12 protein-coding genes are annotated in these 20,482 nt (G+C 67.5%); 8 read left to right on the top strand and 4 right to left on the bottom strand.

Annotated elements, in window-relative coordinates:
- The first annotated feature begins 117 nt into the window (after positions 1-117).
- Complete coding sequence (locus tag CFB50_RS33860) at positions 118-1,110, top strand: LysR substrate-binding domain-containing protein (RefSeq protein ID WP_069249705.1); 993 nt, start codon at positions 118-120, stop codon at positions 1,108-1,110.
- A gap of 196 nt (positions 1,111-1,306) precedes the next feature.
- Positions 1,307-2,131: an alpha/beta fold hydrolase gene (locus tag CFB50_RS33855; RefSeq protein WP_089448816.1), complete on the top strand. Its 825-nt coding sequence runs from the start codon at positions 1,307-1,309 to the stop codon at positions 2,129-2,131.
- A 77-nt stretch (positions 2,132-2,208) separates the two neighbouring features.
- Here the strand turns inward: CFB50_RS33855 and proP are convergent, their stop codons facing one another.
- Together proP and CFB50_RS33845 are read right to left on the bottom strand one after the other, a co-directional pair.
- Positions 2,209-3,678: a glycine betaine/L-proline transporter ProP gene (proP, locus tag CFB50_RS33850; RefSeq protein WP_089448815.1), complete on the bottom strand. Its 1,470-nt coding sequence runs from the start codon at positions 3,676-3,678 to the stop codon at positions 2,209-2,211.
- Positions 3,679-3,952: 274 nt separating this feature from the next.
- Entirely contained in the window at positions 3,953-4,999 is a 1,047-nt protein-coding gene (locus CFB50_RS33845) for a DNA topoisomerase IB (RefSeq protein WP_089448814.1), read from the bottom strand.
- 628 nt (positions 5,000-5,627) lie between these two features.
- Between CFB50_RS33845 and CFB50_RS33840 the strand changes: the two genes are divergently transcribed.
- From CFB50_RS33840 to yjfF, 4 genes are all read left to right on the top strand, one after another.
- Positions 5,628-6,590: an ABC transporter substrate-binding protein gene (locus CFB50_RS33840; protein WP_089448813.1), complete on the top strand. Its 963-nt coding sequence runs from the start codon at positions 5,628-5,630 to the stop codon at positions 6,588-6,590.
- A 74-nt stretch (positions 6,591-6,664) separates the two neighbouring features.
- Positions 6,665-8,179, top strand: coding sequence for a sugar ABC transporter ATP-binding protein (locus CFB50_RS33835; protein ID WP_089448812.1), 1,515 nt, complete (start codon positions 6,665-6,667; stop codon positions 8,177-8,179).
- Entirely contained in the window at positions 8,176-9,216 is a 1,041-nt protein-coding gene (locus CFB50_RS33830) for an ABC transporter permease (protein ID WP_089448811.1), read from the top strand. The genes CFB50_RS33835 and CFB50_RS33830 overlap by 4 nt, the downstream gene beginning before the upstream one ends.
- Positions 9,213-10,301, top strand: coding sequence for a galactofuranose ABC transporter, permease protein YjfF (yjfF, locus tag CFB50_RS33825; RefSeq protein ID WP_089448810.1), 1,089 nt, complete (start codon positions 9,213-9,215; stop codon positions 10,299-10,301). The genes CFB50_RS33830 and yjfF overlap by 4 nt, the downstream gene beginning before the upstream one ends.
- Before the next feature lie 133 nt (positions 10,302-10,434).
- Here the strand turns inward: yjfF and CFB50_RS33820 are convergent, their stop codons facing one another.
- Positions 10,435-12,783, bottom strand: coding sequence for a sensor histidine kinase (locus CFB50_RS33820; protein ID WP_089448809.1), 2,349 nt, complete (start codon positions 12,781-12,783; stop codon positions 10,435-10,437).
- Positions 12,776-13,612: a response regulator transcription factor gene (locus tag CFB50_RS33815; RefSeq protein ID WP_069249696.1), complete on the bottom strand. Its 837-nt coding sequence runs from the start codon at positions 13,610-13,612 to the stop codon at positions 12,776-12,778. The genes CFB50_RS33820 and CFB50_RS33815 overlap by 8 nt, the downstream gene beginning before the upstream one ends.
- Positions 13,613-15,053: 1,441 nt before the next feature.
- Between CFB50_RS33815 and CFB50_RS33810 the strand changes: the two genes are divergently transcribed.
- Together CFB50_RS33810 and CFB50_RS33805 are read left to right on the top strand one after the other, a co-directional pair.
- The gene (locus tag CFB50_RS33810) at positions 15,054-19,694 is read left to right on the top strand and encodes a YadA-like family protein (RefSeq protein WP_089448808.1); all 4,641 of its coding nucleotides are present in this window, start codon (positions 15,054-15,056) and stop codon (positions 19,692-19,694) included.
- Positions 19,695-19,819: 125 nt separating this feature from the next.
- The gene (locus CFB50_RS33805) at positions 19,820-20,482 is read left to right on the top strand and encodes an OmpA family protein (protein ID WP_089448807.1); all 663 of its coding nucleotides are present in this window, start codon (positions 19,820-19,822) and stop codon (positions 20,480-20,482) included.

Raw genomic sequence — 20,482 nt, 5'->3', positions numbered from 1 at the left:
AGAATGATCCGCATCCATGCTTCAATATAAAATCGTTTCCGAATCCAATTAGGAGAAACGAGTCAGGGAGACGAACGGCGACTTGCCTGTCGGTGGGTGCAACTTTGAGGCGGCGGTATGGCTAATGTGAGATTGGCAAAGCGATTGAGAAGTATGCCTTCGCTGGATTTCCTGAGAGGCTTTGAATGCGCGGCGCGTCATTTGAGCTTTACGCGTGCCGGGCAGGAACTGAACGTCACGCAATCCGCCGTGAGTCGCCAGGTCAAGGCGCTCGAGGAGCAGCTCCGGATCGAGCTCTTTCACCGGCACATTCGTTCCCTGACGCTGACCGACAAGGGGCGCGAGCTGTACGACGCGATCTCGTTCGCGTTGTCCGACCTGGAATCGGTGATCGGCAAGCTGTCGTCGAGTGTGGGCCAGCGCGCGATCTCGTTGTCGACCACCGTTTCGTTCGCGGCACTGTGGCTGATTCCGCGCCTCGGTTCGTTCCGCGCAAGCTACCCCGACATCGACGTACGCGTATCGGCCACGAGCGAAATTGAAGATCTTAAACGCAAACGTTTGCACCTGGCCGTGCGATATGCCGGGCCGTATACGTCGACGGACGAGACGGACGTGCTGTTTCGCGAGCATGTCGTGGCGGTCTGCAGCCCGAGCCTGATGCCGGCGGCGGGCGACGCCGCGTCGATGAAGCCGGAGGATCTCGACAAGCACGTGCTGCTGCATCTCGACGATCCGCGCGGCGAGTGGCCGTGGCACGGATGGAGCCATCTGTTGAAGGAGCTGGGCGTGCCGCGCCTGCGACCCGCCGGCGCGCTGCATTTCAGCCAGTACGACCAGCTGGTGCAGGCCGCGGTCGACGGGCACGGCATCGCGATCGGGCGGCGGCCGCTGGTCGACGGGCTGTTGAAGCAGGGCCGGCTCGTCGAGCTGTTCCCGCACTGCACGGTCGCATCGGGCAGCTACGTGCTGGTGCAGAACCCGGATGCATGCAACGAGTTCGATATCGCGGTGCTGACCAACTGGCTGCTCGAACAGGCGAGTCATCCACTCGCGTCGGACCAGGAAACGGGCGGCAGCAACGTGGTGCCGATGTATCGCGTCGGATAGGACGGTCGCGCCACGCCGTCGCGCGTGTGTGTTGCCGGTGTCATGCGGCAGGTTCGACGCGCACGCATGTGCGAACCGTCATACGCCGCGCCCGCCACCTGTGCGATGATGCGCCGCTTCGCATTCGTTGCAGCACGCCGCCGACCGCGGCGCCCGGTTCCGGGCCGCTGCCGATCGCGCCGACACCGGAGACGACATGCCCGCAGTGAACATTCATGGCAGCACCCTGCATTACCAGGATCACGGTACCGGGTTCCCGGTGCTGCTCGGGCACAGCTATCTGTGGGATTCGGCGATGTGGGCGCCGCAGATCGACGCGCTGTCGCGCAAGTATCGTGTCATCGTGCCGGACCTGTGGGGACACGGCGCATCGGGCGCGCTGCCCGAAGGCACGCAGACGCTCGACGATCTCGCCGCGCAGACGAGTGCGCTGCTCGACGCGCTGGCGATCGAACAGTGCGCGCTGGTCGGGCTCAGTGTCGGCGGCATGTGGGGCGCGCGGCTCGCGTTGCGCGAACCGCAGCGCGTGCGCGCGCTCGTGCTGATGGATGCGTCGCTCGAGGCCGAGCCCGAAGCGACGCGGCTGCGTTACTTCGGAATGCTCGACGCCATCGCTGCGGCCGGTTGTATCGCGCCGCCGCTGCTCGATGCGATCGTGCCGCTGTTCTTCCGGCCGGACGTCAATCTGGCGGGCCCGGTGCCGTCCGCGTTTCGTGACGCGCTGGCGAACCTGCCGGCCGACCGGTTGCGGCAATCGATCGTCCCGCTCGGCCGGCTGATCTTCGGCCGGCCCGACACGCTGCCGGCACTCGCCGAACTGGACGCCGAACGCACGCTGCTGATGTGCGGCGCGGGTGACATGGCGCGCCCGCCGTCGGAAACCGTGAAGATGGCGAGCGTGATCGGGTGCACCCATGCGCTGGTGCCGGATGCCGGCCACATCTCGAATCTGGAAAATCCCGCGTTCGTCACGCGCAGGCTGCTCGACTGGTTCGACGCGCAGCAGTTGTCGGCAGGCTGACGCTCACGCGCGCGACGCCGGCGCATGTCGCGCGGCGTCGCGTCACGTCATGAGCGCCAGCGCTACGCGCGCCCGCTTCACGCGCGTTCGCTGACCGGCGTGAGCTTCCTGTCCCGCCCGCGCGCTTCGTCGGCCCGGCCGCGAACGAGGCTCAGCGCCTCCGCGCGGCTCGCGACGCACGGCGCGGAGCCCGGCAGCGGCTGGCGCGCCGTTTCGCGCAGCGCGAGCACCGACACGATGCCGATGAACGATGCGCCCATCAGGTAGTACGCGGGCATCATCAGGTCGCCGGTGCGATCGGCCAGCCACGCGGTGACGAGCGGCGTCGTGCCGCCGAACAGCGACACCGATACGTTGAAGCCGATCGCGAGCGCGCCATAGCGGATGCGCGTGGGGAACAGCGCGGGCAGCGCCGACGGCATCACGCCGGTGAACGTCGACAGCAGCACGCCGTAGATCAGCATCCCGCCGAACACGGGCAGCATGCCGCCGGTGCGGATCAGCATCAGCGCCGGCACGGCCAGCACGAGCAGGCCCACGCAGCCGGCCATCATCACCGGCTTGCGGCCGACCTTGTCCGACAGGTGCCCGGCGTAGAGCGTCATCGGCATCATCAGCACCATCACGAGCAGCACCAGGAACAGGCCGTGCGATTCGCGGAAATGCAGCGTCGCCGACAGGTAGCTCGGCAGGTACGACAGCGCCATGTAGTCGGTCACGTTGAAGATCAGCACGAGGCCGACGCATTGCAGCAGCGGCTTCCACTGTTCGACGAGCAGCGTCGCGAAGCGTTGCTTCGGCCGCGTGCGTTCGTCCGCTTCGCGTGCTTCGGCCTCCTTCTTGAACGCGGGCGTTTCCTCGAGTTTCAGCCGGATGTAGAGCCCCACGAGACCGAGCGGGCCGGCGATGAAGAACGGCACGCGCCAGCCCCACGACAGCAGCGCGTCCTGCGACAGCGACGCGGTGAGCAGCGCGACCGTCGCCGCGCCGAGCGTATAGCCGATCAGCGTGCCGAATTCGAGGAAGCTGCCCATGAAGCCGCGACGCCTGTCGGTCGAGAATTCGGCGATGAAGGTGGCTGCGCCGCCGTACTCGCCGCCGGTCGAGAAGCCCTGCACGAGGCGGGCGACGAGCAGCAGCACGGGCGCCATGATGCCGATCGACGCGTAGCTGGGGATCAGGCCGATCGCGAAGGTGCCGACGGCCATCATGATCATCGTGGCGGCGAGCACGCGCTGGCGGCCGATGCGGTCGCCGAGCGGGCCGAACACCATGCCGCCGAGCGGGCGCACGAGGAACGCGGCCGCGAACGTGCCGAAGGTCGCGAGCAGCTGCGCGGACGGGCTGCTGGACGGGAAGAACACCTTGCCGAGCGTGACGGCGATGTAGCTGTACACGCCGAAGTCGAACCATTCCATCGCGTTGCCGAACGCCATGGCGCCGACCGCGCGCTTGAGGACGGCGGGGTCGACGATCGTGATGTCATCCAGCTTGACGGACTTGCGCGAAGATCGGGCTTTCGCGGGGCGCGTTTGCGACGGGCTCAATGAACTCTCCTGGAATGGCCTTGGCGGCGCGGCCAGCAGGAATGCAGCGGGGGCGTGCGGGCCGACGGACAGCGAAGGCGGATGTCTCGGGGATGCCTCGATGCCGGTGGCGTGACGCGCGCAGCGGACGACACCGGGCAGGTGTGTTGTGCGAACCAGTTTAGGGAAACGGGCGCGAGCGGCTATCGGTTATGCGCCCGGAACCCGGTGGTAAACGACATCGGGTTCACGCCGCGCCGATCGCGGCGACCGGGCCTCGGTGCGACGGGCGGGATCATCTCCCCGCTCGCCGGCTGGCAGTGACGAGCAACGCCACGAACGCCGCTTCATCCGCGCGCAAGCCGCGCGGCGTACGCCGGACCGCGAGCGCGGCGAGCGTGCCCGCCTCGAACGCGTCGAGCACCGCCGGATGGATGTAGCACCGCCGGCACACGGCCGGCGTGTTGCGCAATAGCTCGGCCACCGCGCGCACGGTCTCGACGATCTGCTTGCGCGCGTGCGTGACGCCGCGATGCTCGGTGCGCCGCAACAACCCGAGCGCGTGCACGCTGCCGGCCCACGTCCGGTAGTCCTTCGCGGTGAAATCCGCGCCGCCGGCTTCGCGCAGGTAGTCGTTCACCTCGGACGAGCCGACCGGATGGCGGGCGCCGTCGTCGTCCACATACTGGAACAGCTCGTGCCCGGGCAGCTCGGCGCAGCGCCGTACGATCCGCGCGACCCGCGCGTCGTCAACCGTCACGTCGTGTTCGATCCCGCTCTTGCCGGCGAAGCGCAGCCGCACCTGGCCGGGCTGAATTTTCAAATGTCGCTTGCGCAGCGTCGTCAGACCGTACGAGCCGTTTTCGCGCGCGTATTCCGCGTTGCCGATCCGCGCGAGCGTCGTGTCGAGCAAGCGGACGATCGTCGCCACGACCTTGTCGCGCGGCATGCCCGGCAACGCCAGATCGCGCGTGACGCGCGTGCGGATGCGCGGCAGCGCACGCGCGAACGCCGCCATCCGCGTGTACTTGTTCGCGTCTCGCGTCTCGCGCCACAGCGGGTGATAGCGATACTGCTTGCGCCCGCGTGCGTCGCGGCCCGTTGCCTGCAGATGGCCGCGCGGGTCCATGCAGATCCACACGTCGGTGTACGCGGGTGGAATCGCCAGCGCGTTGATACGGGCAATTTCGTCGGCATCGCGCACTCGCACACCGTCCGGCCCGTAATACGCGAAGCCGTTGCGGATGCGCCGGCGCGTATAGCCGGGGCGACGATCGTCGACATGACGCAGCGGTCCGGCGGGCATGCGTGCATTCGGCTGCGACGTGGCGCGCTTCTTCATGCTGCGGCGCGTCGATCGACGTCAGTGCCGAGCCGCGTGTCGTCGGGCTGCGTTCCGGGCGGACATCCTGCGCGCACGTTTTTCTCCTGTTTGTGCGTACGTTCCGGCGTCGTGCAGCAAGAACCGTGCGCCATTCCTGGCACACGCGAGGATGCCCGGCGCAAGCGCGCGCCGGACGGGTGATCGGGCGTTTGTTACCGCTGCATGGACGAAATCACGCAACGGCCTCGCCCGGGCAAGCTGACTGCAGCCCGATGTCGGCATCAGGCGGATCGTGTCGATGCCGTGTCGCGTTCAACGAACATCGAACGGCTGGAACGAGCGCTTTACGATGCCGCGAGCAACGCGCCGGTGGTGCGCGTGGCCCGTGCAAAGGTCGCGCAAACGCGGCCAGGGCCGGCTAGAACGGGTTGAACCGCCCGTTTAGGTGTTTATACGTATGCCGAATCCGACATCTCCCCAATCCAATATTTCATTAGAAGGTTATCGGACTTGTTTCTAGACTGATGCGGGGCATGCAGACCGGGCCGACGCGAAGCCCCGGCCGGCGCACAGCCCCGACCCGCGCCTGCGCCAAGCAGAAACACAACAGCGCAGCGGCACACAACGACATCATCGGAGACGAACCATGACATTCATCAGGAAGCTGGCGGCCGGCGCGATCGTCGCCGCGGCAGCGGTGCTGGCCGGCGGCGCGCACGCGCAGCAGAAACCCATCACGCTCGGCTTCTCGCAGGTCGGCGCGGAAAGCGCGTGGCGCACCGCGAACACCGTGTCGGTGAAGGGCGCGGCGAAGGACGCCGGCATCAACCTGAAATTCTCCGACGCGCAGCAGAAGCAGGAGAACCAGATTCGCGCGATCCGCTCGTTCATCGCGCAGAAGGTCGACGTGATCGCGTTCTCGCCGGTCGTCGAGTCAGGCTGGGAGCCGGTGCTGACCGAAGCGAAGGCGGCCCATATCCCGGTGATCCTGACCGACCGCGGCGTCGACGTGAAGGACCCGTCGCTGTACGTGACGATGATCGGCTCGGACTTCCTCGAGGAAGGGCGGCGCGCCGGCCACTGGATGGAAGAGCACTACAAGAACGACCCGGGTCCGATCAATATCGTCGAGTTGCAGGGCACGGTCGGTTCCGCGCCGGCCAACGACCGCCGCGCGGGCCTGCTCGAAGTGATCAAGAGCAATCCGAAATTCAAGGTGATCGCGTCGCAAAGCGGCGACTTCACGCTCGCCGGCGGCAAGCAGGTGATGGAAGCGTTCGCGAAGACCTACGGCAAGCAGATCAACGTCGTCTACGCGCACAACGACGACATGGCGCTCGGCGCGATCCAGGCGATGGAAGAAGCGGGGATCAAGCCCGGCAAGGACGTGAGCGTCGTGTCGTTCGACGCGACGAAGGGCGGCTTCCAGGCGATGGTGGCCGGCAAGATCAACGTCGACGTCGAATGCAGCCCGCTGCTCGGCCCGCAGTTGATGACCGCGGTGAAGGACGTGGTCGCCGGCAAACAACTGCCGAAGCGCATCGTCACGAACGAGACCGTGTTCCCGATGAACGTCGCGGCGCAGGTGCTGCCGACCCGCAAGTACTGAGCCACGTACCGACGATCCGGCGCGGGCGGCGGTGTCGCGGCCGCCCGGACGCCAACCGTTTCGAGGGAGGATGCATGGAGAGTCCGCCGGTGGTCGAGATGATCGGCATCGACAAGTCGTTTCCGGGCGTGAACGCGCTGCAGTGCGTGAACTTCCGGCTGTTTCCGGGTGAAATCCATGCGCTGATGGGCCAGAACGGCGCGGGCAAGTCGACGCTGATTAACGTGCTCACCGGCGTGCATACACACGACGCAGGCGAGATTCGCGTCGGCGGCGCGCCGGTGAATTTCGCCGCGCCGCGCGAAGCCGAGGCGGCCGGCATCCAGACGCTCTACCAGGAAGTGAACCTGTGTGCGAACCTGTCGGTCGCGGAGAACATCTTCGCGGGCCGGCAGCCGATGCGGCGCGGCGCGATCGACTGGAACACGATTCATGCGCGCTCGCGCGCGGCGCTGGCCGAACTCGACCTGTCGCTCGACGTCACGCGCTCGCTCGATGCGTATCCGATCGCCGTGCAGCAGATGGTGGCGATCGCACGGGCCGTATCCGTCGACGCGCGCGTGCTGATTCTCGACGAACCGACGTCGAGCCTCGACGACGGCGAGGTCGCGCGGCTGTTCGACGTGCTGCGCCGGCTGAAGGCATCGGGCATCGCGATCCTGTTCGTCACGCACTTTCTCGAGCAGACCTATGCGGTGTCCGACCGGATCACCGTGATGCGCAACGGCGAGCGCGAAGGCGAGTATCTGGCGCGCGACTTGCCGGTCGACGTGCTGGTCGCGAAGATGACCGGCCGCGAACGGATGTCGGACACGCTGCAGGCGGGTGCGGCAGCGGTCGAACGCACCGCCGGCGAGGCGGAACCGTTCCTGTCGATGCAGCAGGTCGGCCGTCGCGGGATGATGAGCCCGCTCGACCTCGACGTGCGGCCCGGCGAGATCGTCGGGCTGGCCGGGCTGCTCGGCTCGGGGCGCACCGAAACCGCACAGCTGGCATTCGCCGCGGAGCGCGCCGACACCGGCGCGATCGAGATCGACGGCGCGCGCACACGGCTCGCGTCGCCGCACGACGCGGTCCGGCACGGCATCGCTTACTGCCCGGAGGATCGCAAGAAGGAGGGCATCGTCGCCGCGCTGTCGATCCGAGAGAACATCATCCTGGCGCTGCAGGCGCGGCGCGGCTGGTGGCGGCTGATCGGGCGGGCGCGGCAGCGCGAGCTCGCCGATACGTACATCGCGCGGCTCGGCATCAAGGCGCGCGACGCTGAGCAGCCGATCGGGCTGCTGTCGGGCGGCAACCAGCAGAAGGTGCTGCTCGCGCGCTGGCTCGCGACGGAACCGAAGCTGCTGATCCTCGACGAGCCGACGCGCGGCATCGACGTCGCCGCGAAATTCGACATCATGGAACGCGTGCTCGCGCTGTGCGCGCAGGGGCTCGCGATCCTGTTCATTTCGTCGGAGATCAGTGAAGTCGTACGCGTGAGCCACCGGATCACGGTGTTGCGCGACCGTCGCAAGGTCGCCGAACTCACCGGCGCGGATGCGTCCGAGGAGCAGGTGTACCGGCTGATCGCGGGAGGCCAGTCATGACGCGGCTGCGCACGCTGTTTCGTCATCCGCTCGCATGGCCGGCGTTGACGCTCGTCCTGCTGTTCGCGCTCGACGTCGCGCATCGCCCGGGCTTCCTGTCGATTACGCTGCTCGACGGTCACCTGTTCGGCGCGCCGGTCGACATCCTGAACCGCGCGGCGCCGCTCGTGATCGTGTCGCTCGGGATGACGCTCGTGATCGCGACCCGCGGGATCGACATCTCGGTCGGCGCGATCGTCGCGATCGCCGGCGCGGCGGCCGCGATCGTCCTCGATGGGGACCCGTCGAGGGTCGGCGCGGCGCTCGCCGCCGCGCTCGGCGTCGGGCTACTGGCCGGCGCATGGAACGGGCTGCTGGTGGCGTTCGTCGGGATGCAGCCGATCATCGCGACGCTGATCCTGATGGTGGCTGGCCGCGGCGTCGCGCAACTGCTGACGGGCGGCCAGATCATCCCGATCGGCGCGCCCGGCTACCTCGCGCTCGGCGGCGGCTATCTCGCGGCCGTGCCGTGCGCGGTGTGGATCGCGCTGGCGACGATCGCCGCGACCGCGCTGCTGGTGAACCGCACCGCGCTCGGGCTGTTCATCCGCGCGATCGGCGTGAACCCGGTCGCGACACGGCTCGTCGGGCTGCGCTCGGGCGCGGTCGTGTTCGGCGTGTACCTGTGCTCGGGCGTGATGTCGGCGCTCGCGGGCATCCTGGCCAGCTCGAACGTGCGCAGCGCCGACGGCAACAACGCAGGGCTGCTGCTCGAACTCGACGCGATCCTCGCGGTGACGCTCGGCGGCACGTCGCTGCTCGGCGGCCGTTTCAGCCTCGCCGGCTCAGTGCTCGGCGCGCTGATCATCCAGACGCTCACCTACACGACCTATTCGATCGGCGTGCCGCCGGAGGCGACGCTCGTCGTCAAGGCGGTGGTCGTGATCGTCGTGACGCTGATCCAGTCGGACGCGGCGCGCGCGCTGGTCGTCCGGCACGCGTCGCGGCTGCTGTCTTCCGCGCGTTCGCGCGCCACTTCCGGAGCGACGCCGCGATGAACCGATTCCTTGGCCGGCTCGCCGACCCGCGCACGCTGCCGATCGTCGTGACGATCGTGCTGTTCGCCGCGCTATTCGGCTTCGGGTCCGTGACCTACACGGGCTTCTTCTCGATGCAGGTGCTGACCGGGCTGCTCGTCGACAACGCCTTCCTGTTGATCGTCGCGATCGGGATGACGTTCGTGATCGTGTCGGGCGGCATCGACCTGTCGGTCGGCTCGGTCGTCGCGCTGACGACGATCTTCTGCGCGGTGGGCGCCGAGCGGCTGCACTGGCCCGTGTGGGTGATCGTGCCGCTGGTGCTCGCGTTCGGCGCGCTGTACGGCGCGGCGATGGGGGCGTTGATCCATTATTTCCGGCTGCAGCCGTTCATCGTCACGCTGGCCGGGATGTTTCTCGCGCGCGGCGCGTGCTTCCTGATCACGACGCAGTCGATCACGATCAACGAGCCGGTGTTTCATGCGATCGCGGGCGTCAGTGTGCCGGTGGGCGGCGGCACGCTGAGCGCGGGCGCATTGATCGCGCTCGCGACGCTGGCCGGCGCGATCTACGTCGCGCATTTCACGCGCTTCGGCCGCAACGTCTACGCGATCGGCGGCAACGAGCGTTCGGCGCTGCTGATGGGGCTGCCGGTCGCGCGCACGAAGGTCGGCGTGTACGCGCTGAGCGGCTTCTGTTCGGCGCTCGGCGGCGTGGTGTTCACGCTGTACGTGTTGTCGGGTTACGGGTTGCAGGCACAGGGGATGGAGCTCGACGCGATCGCCGCGACCGTGATCGGCGGCACGCTGCTCACCGGCGGCGTGGGCTACGTGGTCGGCTCGGTGTTCGGCGTCGGCATCCTCGGCACGATCCAGGTGCTGATCACGTTCGACGGCACGTTGAGTTCGTGGTGGACGCGGATCGTGATCGGCGCGCTGCTGTGCGTGTTCTGCGTGCTGCAACGTGTGATCGAACGGCACGCCGCGCGGCGGCGCACGGGCGGCACGGGGCTCGGCGCGCCGAGACCGGAACGCGACCCGGTGCGGGCGCGGCCGGCATCGCCCGACGAGGGCACCGCGCTGGTTTCGACGATGCGGCGGTTGTAGCGCGCGCATCGGCCGGCGGGGGGCGGCACGACGCGTCCTGACGCGACGGTGGGCGGTGCCGATGCGCGGGCTGTCGCATCCGGCGGCCGGCCGGTGCCCGATCGGCGCGTGCGGGACGCGGTGGCCCGTGCTGTCAGGCGGGCCCGGCCGCGTCGGCTTCGGCGTCGAACGCCGTCGCGGCGCGGCGCGCCTGTTTCAGCGAGCCGGCCAGTTTCCCGATCGCGTCCAGGTCCAGTGCATCGAGGTGTTCGCGCACGTCCCGCACGAAGGCCGCGTAGTCCTGCACGTCCGCATACGGGGCGAGCCATTCCTCGATATCGGTCAGCTGCCCGTTGTCGGCCAGCAGGATCAGTTGGTCGAGCGCATCGTCGGGCGGGCACGGCATCGCGGGCGCGGGGACGTCCGGCTCGGCCTCGCCGTCCGGTTGAAACCGCCGGACGAGCTCCGACACCGGCACGAGCGCGTGCCCGACAGCCGGCGCGACGATCGCGAACGAGAATGCCGTGCCGACGCCCGGCTGGCTGGCGACGGCCAGCTCGCCCGCCATCGCGCCGACGATGCGCTGCGCGATGAACAGGCCGAGCCCGGTGCCGCCGTTCACGGCCTGCACCTGCTGGTACGCGCGGAAGATGTCGCGGTTTCCGCTGATGTCGATCCCGATGCCCGTATCGGCCACTTCGAACAGCAGTCGCCAGGTGTCGCCTTCGCGCGCGGCATGAATCGACAGCGTGACCGTGCCGTCGCGCGTGAACTTCGATGCGTTGGACAGCAGGTTGAGCAGCACCTGCTGCAGACGCATGCCGTCGATCGACACCATGTGCGGCAGCGGCGTGGCCGGCCGGTAGACGAACCGGTTGTCCTGCTGCGCGCACAGCGCGACCGCATAGTGGCCGATGTCGTCGAGCAGGCCGGGCAGGTCGGTCGTGTCCGGCGTCACGCCGAGCGGCTGCAGCTCGGCCTTCGTGAACGCGAGCAGCTCGTCGATCAGCGTGAGCTGGTAGCGGATGCTGCGGTCGATCGACCGGATCAGCCGCGCCTGGCCGCGCGTCGCGCCTTGCAGCAGCAGCTTCGCGTAGCCGTTGATCGTGGACAGCGGCGCGCGCAGGTCGTGGCTGACGTAGCCGAGCGTCTCGATCTTCTGCTGCATGTGGGTCGTCACCTGTTGCAGCGCGTCGTTGAGCGCGAGCGTGCGTCGTGCGACTTCGTCTCGCAGCCGATCCTGTTCGGTGAGCTGCCAGTGTTCGAGCCGCTTCCTCGCCTCGGTACGCTGGCGGCCGACGTGATGAATCCATGCGGCCAGCACCAGCAGGTGCGTGGCGAGCCCGACGATCGCGATGACGGGGTTCGGGAAGATGTCGGATTTCAGCCAGACGAGCGCCGGCGGCAGCGTGTTCATGCCGTCGAGCACGCGGATCAGCATGTTGAAGGTGGCGATCGCGATGGCGATCAGCATCACGCGGCCGGTCGGCGTCCGGCGGATCGCGAGCAGCAGCGCGAGGCTGATGTTGACGATCCCGAGCACGGCGTTCAGCCGCAGGCAGAACCACGTGAACGTCAGCAGGTCGCCACACGCGGCGCCGATCATGCCGACCCCTTCGAGCGCGAGGAAGGCCATGTAGATCGCGCGCATCGGCAGTTTCGCCTGCTCGCGCCGGGCAACCATCAGGATGAAGACGATGAAGCAGGACACCGCCAGGTACGCGAAGATCACTTCGCCGCGTGCGGACCATTCACGCAGCGCGGGCGGCAACGCCATCGCCATATAGCCCCGGTAAGCCGCTTCGAACAGTGTCGTGCCCAGCGCCACCGCGGCCAGCACGTGAAACACGCCGCTGCGCGAAAAGAATCCGATCAGCAGCGCGCACCACACGAGCGCGAGCAGCCCGCCGAAGAAGCCGAAGTCCCACATCGTCGCGCGCCGTTCCAGCGCATCCCACGCCGCACGCGTGAACGCGGCCGGCGCGAGCCGCATTTCCTTGCGCGACGTGACGCGGATCAGTACCGGGAGGCTTTCGCCGGCGCGCAACGTGACGTCGATCGCCGGGTAGCGCGATGACGGCGCGGCGGCATCACCGCCGGGGCCGGCGGCCGGGAAGTGGCCGTCGAGCGTCCACTGGCCGTTCTGGCCGAGATAGAAGTCCGCCCGGTCGACGCGGGCGTCGCGAATCACCAGCACCAGCGGGCGCGCGGCGCTGTCGCGGTTGGTCAGCGTGGCGCGGATCCACCACGCCGATCGCGAGAACTCGACGTTGAACGACGACGTGCCGGCCACCGGCGTGCCATGCGCCGGATCGGCGAGCCGTGCGGCGACCTGCTCGGCGGACATCGTCGTGCTCGCGTCCTCGAATACCGACACGGCGTCCAGTTGCGCGGGGTTCGGCGTCGACGCGGCGCGCGCCGTCGCGCAGGTGACGGCCATCGCGAGCAGAAGCAGCAGCACCGCGCGACATCCGGCTGCCCATGCCGCGTGGCGCCTATGCATCGTGATGGTGCGCCCCGGGGGTGGCGGGCGGGGCATTGACCGCATGGCGCTGGCGCCGCCAGTCGGACGGCGTGACGCCGAAGCGTTCGCGGAAGGCGGTGGCGAAGTTGCCGGGCGTGGAAAAACCGATTTCCTCGGCGATGTCGCCGATGCCCATCGACGTCTCCGCGAGGAAGTGCATCGCGGCGCGCAGGCGCGTGTCGCGCAGGTATTCGAACACGGTCTGGCCGAGATGGTCGCGGAACACGCGGGACAGGCGCTTCTCATGCGTGCCGACCTGTCTGGCGAGCTCCTCGAGCGCCGGCGGATGGCGCAGGTCGCGTAGCAGGACCTCGGACGCCGCGCGCACGAGGGCCGCATCCGGGTTGTCGGGCAGCTCGGGCAGATGCGCGAACGGCTGGCTGCGCCGCGCGCGTTTCAGGTGATTGCGGATCCGGGCCAGCACTTCGGTCGGCTCGAACGGCTTGATGATGTAGTCGATCGCACCGGTTTCGAGCCCCGCGATGCGATCCTCGAGATCGCCCGCGGCCGTCAGGATGATGACCGGGATCGATTGCGTCGAAGGCGTCGACGCCAGCAGCCGGCACGCGGCGAAGCCGTCCATGCGCGGCATCCGGACATCCATCAGGATCAGGTCGGGCGCGATCGCCTGGGCACGGTGATACGCCTGCAGCCCGTCGAACGCGACGCTGATCCGGCACCGTGCGGCACGCAGGATCTCGGTCAGGAGCCGCAGGTCGTTCGGGCGATCGTCGACGACAAGAATATGTGCGTCAGCAAGATCCGGCGTGGGACGAGGCGACGCCGAACTGGACGAGCGGGATGACATGGTTGCGGATGCGATGGAAGGGTGGCCGGTCAATGTGAAAGCATCGCGCTCTGCACGATTGTTGCGAAAAATTATATGCCGACAACAGGTCACCTTGTGAGGATTCCGTGCGGCATGTGGGGGCATGTGCGGCGGGGTGTTGCGTGTTCGCCGCCACGGCGTCCGGCCGGAAGAAACGGAAGTGGAAAAACATGCCGAACCAGATTTTAATAATCGGTCTTTATTGCCGGTTCAATTCGGGATAATTGGAATTGGAAGGGGTCTGGAATCAGTTTGACATTCGTCTCGAAGACGACGCCTCTATGTGAAGAGAATGAAGAAATTGTGGATTGCCAGATTAATTTTTTTATGACGACAGGTTGAAATCATGTTAGTCATGAAATCATATTTTGCGTCTGAACGTATGAATGTAAATGCTGTCTGCTCAGGAAAAGATTTTTTCCGCTCGGGAAAAGGTTCGTTCTGGTGGATGCCAGCAAACTAGCCCCGGCGCGGCTGGAATCGGTTCTTTCAAACGGTCTGGATCGCGCGGATCGCATGCCGAAGTTTTATTCCGATGCATGCGATACCAATGAGACATTGATCGATGTTATATCCCATGATATGGGATGGCATCGGTGAACAAATAACTGGCACGAGGGTAATGCAAATTTCATCATTCACCGAATACGTTGCTATATAAGAGAAATTGGTGAGTTCTGGAGTGCGGTTGGGCATGAGGCACCTGTCGAGACGAAATCATCAAGGAAATTCGATCGATTAATTCGGTGCAGGGGTCGTCCGGCAAGTCGTCGATGCTGTTCCGGGATTCCGGAAATGCGTTTGAATGCCGGACGGAAAGGGTGAGTGGCTGCGCGTGGGCCGTCCGAGGGTTCGATCCATCGGGGGACGGTCGCGCGCGGCACGCTTTCGAATCAGGCGGGTACGAAAACGATGAACACAACAGGCATGACAGGCCAACGCACCGGTTCGCACGAACCGGTGGCGCATGCTTCAGTCCCGGGGATCGCACGGCGTCATCCTCCTCCTGAATGAAACAGGGCGGGCCGCCCCCGGGTGCGGGCCGGCTTCCGTCCATCCGGCGTCTGAATGACGCTTTCCCATGAAATTCGAGGTCGTCGCGGGTTCGGCGCGATGGCGCGCGCGTGCGCGGATGAACCGCACGCCCAGCGTCGAGCCGCCGGGCTTGCCGTGTCGGCTTCCATGATTCGATAACCGGCGATCGTCGCCTCGCCTCGTGTCTACCGACACGGGCGGCGCGCGATTGCGTGATCGCGATATCCATCGCGTGTGTCGTGCAGCATTACCCGGCTGTTTAATTAGTGATCCAAAGTGAGTGGCGGGGCGTCGTCAGGTGGACGGGAATGTGCAGAGAACGTTCTCGCCGGCTGCCGTGTTCTCCGTTGCGTCATCCAGCACATGAGAACCGAGGGAAGACAAGATGAACAAGTCGTTCAAGTCGATCTGGAACGAAGCATTGGGAGCCTGGGTTGCGGCTTCGGAGCTTGATCGGGCGCGCGGCAAGCGCGTTGCGTCGTCGCGTGGCGCGCCGGAGCGTGCCGTGGACGAAGGGGCTGCGGTACGCGCGGGCACGCCTGCGGCTCCGTCGCTCAGGCGGCTCACCGTGCTGATGGCGTCCGCGTACCTCGCGCTGTTCCATGCCGGTGCGCATGCGCAGTACAACCCGGATGGCGGCACGGCCACTGGCGGCATCACGTCGATCGCGATCGGCATCGGCTCGAGTGCCGCGCAGCAGAACTCCACCGCACTGGGCAATCTGGCGACGGCGCAGGGGCTGTCGGCCACGGCGCTCGGCCCGGGCGCGCATGCGATGGGCGACGGCTCGACGGCTGTCGGCATCAATGCGCAGGCGACCGGCGTCAACAGCGCGTCGATGGGCGTGCAGGCGATCGGTTCGGGCAACTACTCGGTTGCCATCGGTAACCTGTCGAGCGCGACGCAAAGCGGGTCGGTGGCGATGGGCAGCGGTGCGGCCGCGACCGGTGTGTCGGCCATCGGGCTCGGCAACAATGCGCTGGCCTCCGGCCAGTACGCGGCGGCGCTCGGCCTCGGGGCGAGCGCCGCCGGCGCGCAAAGCGTCGCGCTGGGCTATGCATCGCATGCGGACCTGACGGGCTCGGTGTCCCTCGGCAACCAATCGACCAGCTCGGGCGCGGCCGCCGTTGCCGTGGGCAGCGGCGCGCTGGCTTCCGGCAATTCGGGCGTGGCGATGGGGGTGAACAGCGGTGCGAAGGGCACGTCGTCGATCGCGATCGGCTGGGGCGGGACGGCCGGCGTACCGGGCTCGGGCACGCAGTCGCTCGGCACCAGTTCGATCGCGCTGGGCTCGAATACGACGGCCGGCGCCAATTCGGCGCTGGCGCTCGGCCTGAGCGCGAATGCGTCGGGGGTCAGCTCGATCGCGATGGGTGTGCAGTCGACCGCGACGCAGCAGTTCGCGACCGCGCTCGGTAATCTCGCGCTTGCGACCGGCGTGTCGGCGAGCGCACTGGGGCCCGGTGCGACGGCGTCTGCCACCAATGCGACCGCAGTCGGCATCAACAGCGTGGCGGCGGCGACGTCGACCGTGGCCATCGGCGACAGCAACTCGGTCGCGGCAACCGCCGGCGCGGGTTCGATCGCCGGCGGCAACCTGTCGAAGGTGCTGGGCGGCACGGGCGCCGTCGCGCTCGGCTTTGGCCAGACCGTCAGCGGCAACGGCGCGGTCGCGATCGGCGATCCGAGCAGCGCGATCGGCACCGGCGCGGTCACGCTCGGTTCGAACAACACCGCGAACGGCAACGGCGCGGTGGCGATCGGCAATTCGAACAATGCGCAGGGCACCGGCTCGCTCGCGTTCGGCAACACGTCGACCGCGGCGGCGGCCGGTGCGGTCGCATTCGGCGCGTCGGCCGTCGCGACGAATGCGAACGATGTCGCGCTCGGCTCCGGTTCGGTGACGGACGTGCCGCATCCGACCGCGACCGGAACGCTCGGTGGCATTACGTATAACTACAAGGGCACGAATCCGACCAGCGTCGTCAGCGTCGGCGCGCCGAACGCGGAACGCCAGATCACCAACGTCGCGGCCGGACGCGTCGATTCGTCGAGCACGGATGCGATCAACGGGTCGCAGCTCGCCGCGACGAACACGGCGCTCGATTCGCTGTCGACGTCGACCGCATCGAGCATCACGTCGTTGTCCACCGGCGTGTCGTCGCTGTCGACCGGGCTGAGCTCGACCAACAGCGCGGTGACGTCGCTGTCGACGTCCACGTCGACGGGCATCGGTTCGCTGTCCACCGGCTTGAGTTCGACGAACAGCACCGTGACATCGTTGTCGACGTCGACGTCGACCGGCATCAGTTCGCTGTCCACCGGCCTGAGTTCGACCAACAGCACGGTGACGTCGCTGTCCACGTCGACGTCGACGGGCATCAGCTCGTTGTCGACCGGGCTGAGTTCGACCAACAGCGCGGTGACGTCGCTGTCGACTTCCACCTCGACGGGGCTGTCGACGGTCGGCAGCGCGATCACGTCGTTGTCGACGTCGACATCGACCGGCATCAGTTCGCTGTCGACGGGCCTGAGCTCGACGGATAGCGCGGTCACGTCGCTGTCGACCTCGACGTCTACCGGCCTGTCGTCGGCCAACAGTGCGATCACGTCGCTGTCCACGTCGACTTCGACCGGCATCAGCTCGCTGTCCACCGGCCTGAGTTCGACCAACAGTTCGGTCACGTCGCTGTCGACGTCGACCTCGACCGTCGTCGGCTCGCTGTCCACCGGCCTGAGTTCGACCAACAGCACGGTGACGTCGCTGTCCACGTCGACGTCCACGGGCATCAGCTCGTTGTCCACCGGCTTGAGCTCGACGAACAGCACGGTGACATCGTTGTCGACGTCGACGTCCACGGGCATCAGTTCGCTGTCGACCGGCCTGAGCTCGACCAACAGCACGGTGACGTCGCTGTCCACGTCGACGTCGACGGGCATCAGCTCGTTGTCCACCGGCCTGAGTTCGATCAACAGCACGGTCACGTCGCTGTCCACGTCGACCTCGACCGTCGTCGGCTCGCTGTCGACCGGCCTGAGCTCGACCAACAGCACGGTGACGTCGTTGTCCACGTCGACGTCCACGGGCATCAGCTCGCTGTCGACCGGCTTGAGCTCGACCAACAGCTCGATCACGTCGCTGTCCACATCGACCTCGACGGGCATCAATTCGCTGTCCACCGGCCTGAGTTCGACGAACAGCAACCTGACGTCGCTGTCGACCGCCACGTCGACCGGCATCAGCTCGCTGTCGACGGGCCTCAGCTCGATCGCCAACAACAACACCAACCTCGGCAACAGCACGGCCGGCGCGATCGGCGGCGGGGCCACCTACGATCCGACGACCGGCACGATTTCGGCTCCGTCGTACGTGACGTACAACAGCGACGGTTCGACGACGATCAACAACAACGTCGGCTCGGCGATCGACAACATCAACGCGCACGGCATCAAGTATTTCCACGCGAACTCGACCGCGCCGGACAGCCAGGCGGTCGGCGTCGACAGCGTCGCGATCGGCCCGAATGCGATCTCGAAGGTGGACGGCAGCATCGCGCTCGGGTCGGGGTCGGTATCCGACCGCGCGACGACGCCGTCGTCGGGCATCCTCCGCAACGGCACCGCATCGATCCCGTTCAACACGACGGACCAGACGCTGCTCGGCGCGGTATCGGTCGGCGACGCGACCAGCAAGACGTATCGCCAGATCACCAACGTCGCGGACGGCACCGGGCAGCAGGATGCGGTGACTGTGCGGCAGCTGGCCGGTGCATTGCAGTCGTTCGCGGTCACGGGCCAGAAGTATTTCCACGCGAATTCGACGGCGGCCGACTCGCTCGCCGTCGGCGCGGAATCGGTCGCGGTGGGGCCGACGACGGTCGTCAACGGCGACAACGGCGTGGGCATCGGCAACGGCGCAATCGTCGACCAGACCGCCCCGGGCGGCGTCGCGATCGGGCAGGCGGCGAGTTCCGCGCAGGCCGACGCGATCGCGCTCGGCAGTGGCGCGACGGCACTGGGCGCGCAGTCGGTCGCGCAAGGCGCAAATGCGAAGGCGGTCAGCGTGGGCAGCGTCGCGCTGGGTTCCGGCGCGCTCGGCAACGCAACCGATGCGCTCGCGCTGGGCGCCGGTGCGTCCGCGACGTTCGCGAACAGCGTGGCACTGGGCGCAGGTTCGCTGACGACGGTCGGCGCGCTGACGAACTACGTAGCGTACGGGCTGAGCAGCCCGCAATCGTCGGCCGGCGAAGTGAACATCGGCAACCGGCAGATCACGGGCCTCGCGGCCGGCAAGAGCGGCACCGACGCGGTGAACGTGTCGCAGCTCGATTCGGTCGCGAACCAGCTGACGACGCTGATCGACCAGCGCACGACCAACCTCGGCGGCCAATACACGACGAACCCGGCCGGCACGAACGTGCCGCCGGGTTCGACCGGCCCGAATTCGTCGGCGGGTGGTTCGGGGGCGGTGGCATCGGGCTCGAACAGCACGGCGGTCGGCAACAATGCGCTCGCATCGGGCAACGGCTCCAGCGCGATCGGCGTGGGCGCGACGGCAGCCGGCAACAACTCGACCGCGATCGGCACGGGCAGCAACGACGGCGGCCGCTCGAACGTCGTCGCGGTCGGTTCGGCGGAATCGGCGCGCCAGGTGGTCAACGTCGCGGCCGGTACGCAGGGCACGGATGCGGTGAACGTGAACCAGCTGAACGCGGTGTCGAACCAGTTCACGCAGTCGCTGAACACGGTCAATAACCAGCTCACGCAGATGCAGCAGCAGATCCAGCAGACCGATTCGATGGCACGCGAGGGGATCGCGGCCACCGCCGCGATGGCGTCGATCCCGCACATGGACCGCGACTCGAACTTCGCGATGGGGGTCGGCACGGCGACGTTCCAGGGGCAGAAGGCCATGGCGGTCGGCGTGCAGGCGCGCGTCACGGAAAACCTGAAGGCGACGCTCAACGGCGGCTTCGCCGGCAGCCAGCGCGTCGTCGGCGCGGGCATGCTGTATCAGTGGAAGTAATCGCGCGCCGCGGTTCGCGCCGGCACGCACTGCCGGGGCGGACCGCGTCGAACGCACACGCACGCGGAGGCGGCTGCGCCATTGCGCCGCCCGCGCTGCGCCCCTCGCATTTTCGGAGTAATCAAGTGAAAAACATTCATCTTGCACTGCTGGCGTCCGTCGTTTCCCTCGCGGCCTGTTCGAGCGCATCGGGGCCGACGTACAACGCGTACGAACTTCAACCCCGCGACGGCATCCGGACGTTCCGCGTCGACTGCCACGGCATCCTGTCGAGCGCCAATACCTGCATGAAGGTCGCCACGCGCATGTGCGGCAACGAGGCCGTGCGCACGGTTGATTCCACGACACCGTACCGCGACGGCGCCGATCCGCACTCGATGGTGTTCCAGTGCGGTGCGGCACCCGCGCCGGTCGCCGCGGCGGCCGCGCCGGCGCCCGCCGCGGTCGAGAAGGTGAGCCTGACCGGCGATGCGTACTTCGCGACCGACTCCGCCGTGCTGACGTCCGCCGCCACCGCCGCGCTCGACACGCTGCTGAACCAGCAGGGCGACAAGCATTTCTCGCGCGTGGCAGTGGACGGTTATACCGACTCGACCGGCTCGGATGCACACAACCAGGCACTGTCGAAGCGCCGCGCCGATGCCGTCGCGGGGTATCTGCGCGAACACGGGCTGAAGGCGGATTCGTTCGCGGCGTCGGGGCATGGAGAAACCAACCCGGCCGCGTCGAACGAGACCGCCGAAGGGCGGGCGCGCAATCGCCGCGTGGAAATCTCGCTGCAGAAGTAA

The sequence above is a fragment of the Burkholderia sp. AU33423 genome (assembly GCF_002223135.1).
GTDB lineage: Bacteria > Pseudomonadota > Gammaproteobacteria > Burkholderiales > Burkholderiaceae > Burkholderia > Burkholderia lata_D.
This window is presented reverse-complemented; position numbering and strand designations above follow the sequence as displayed.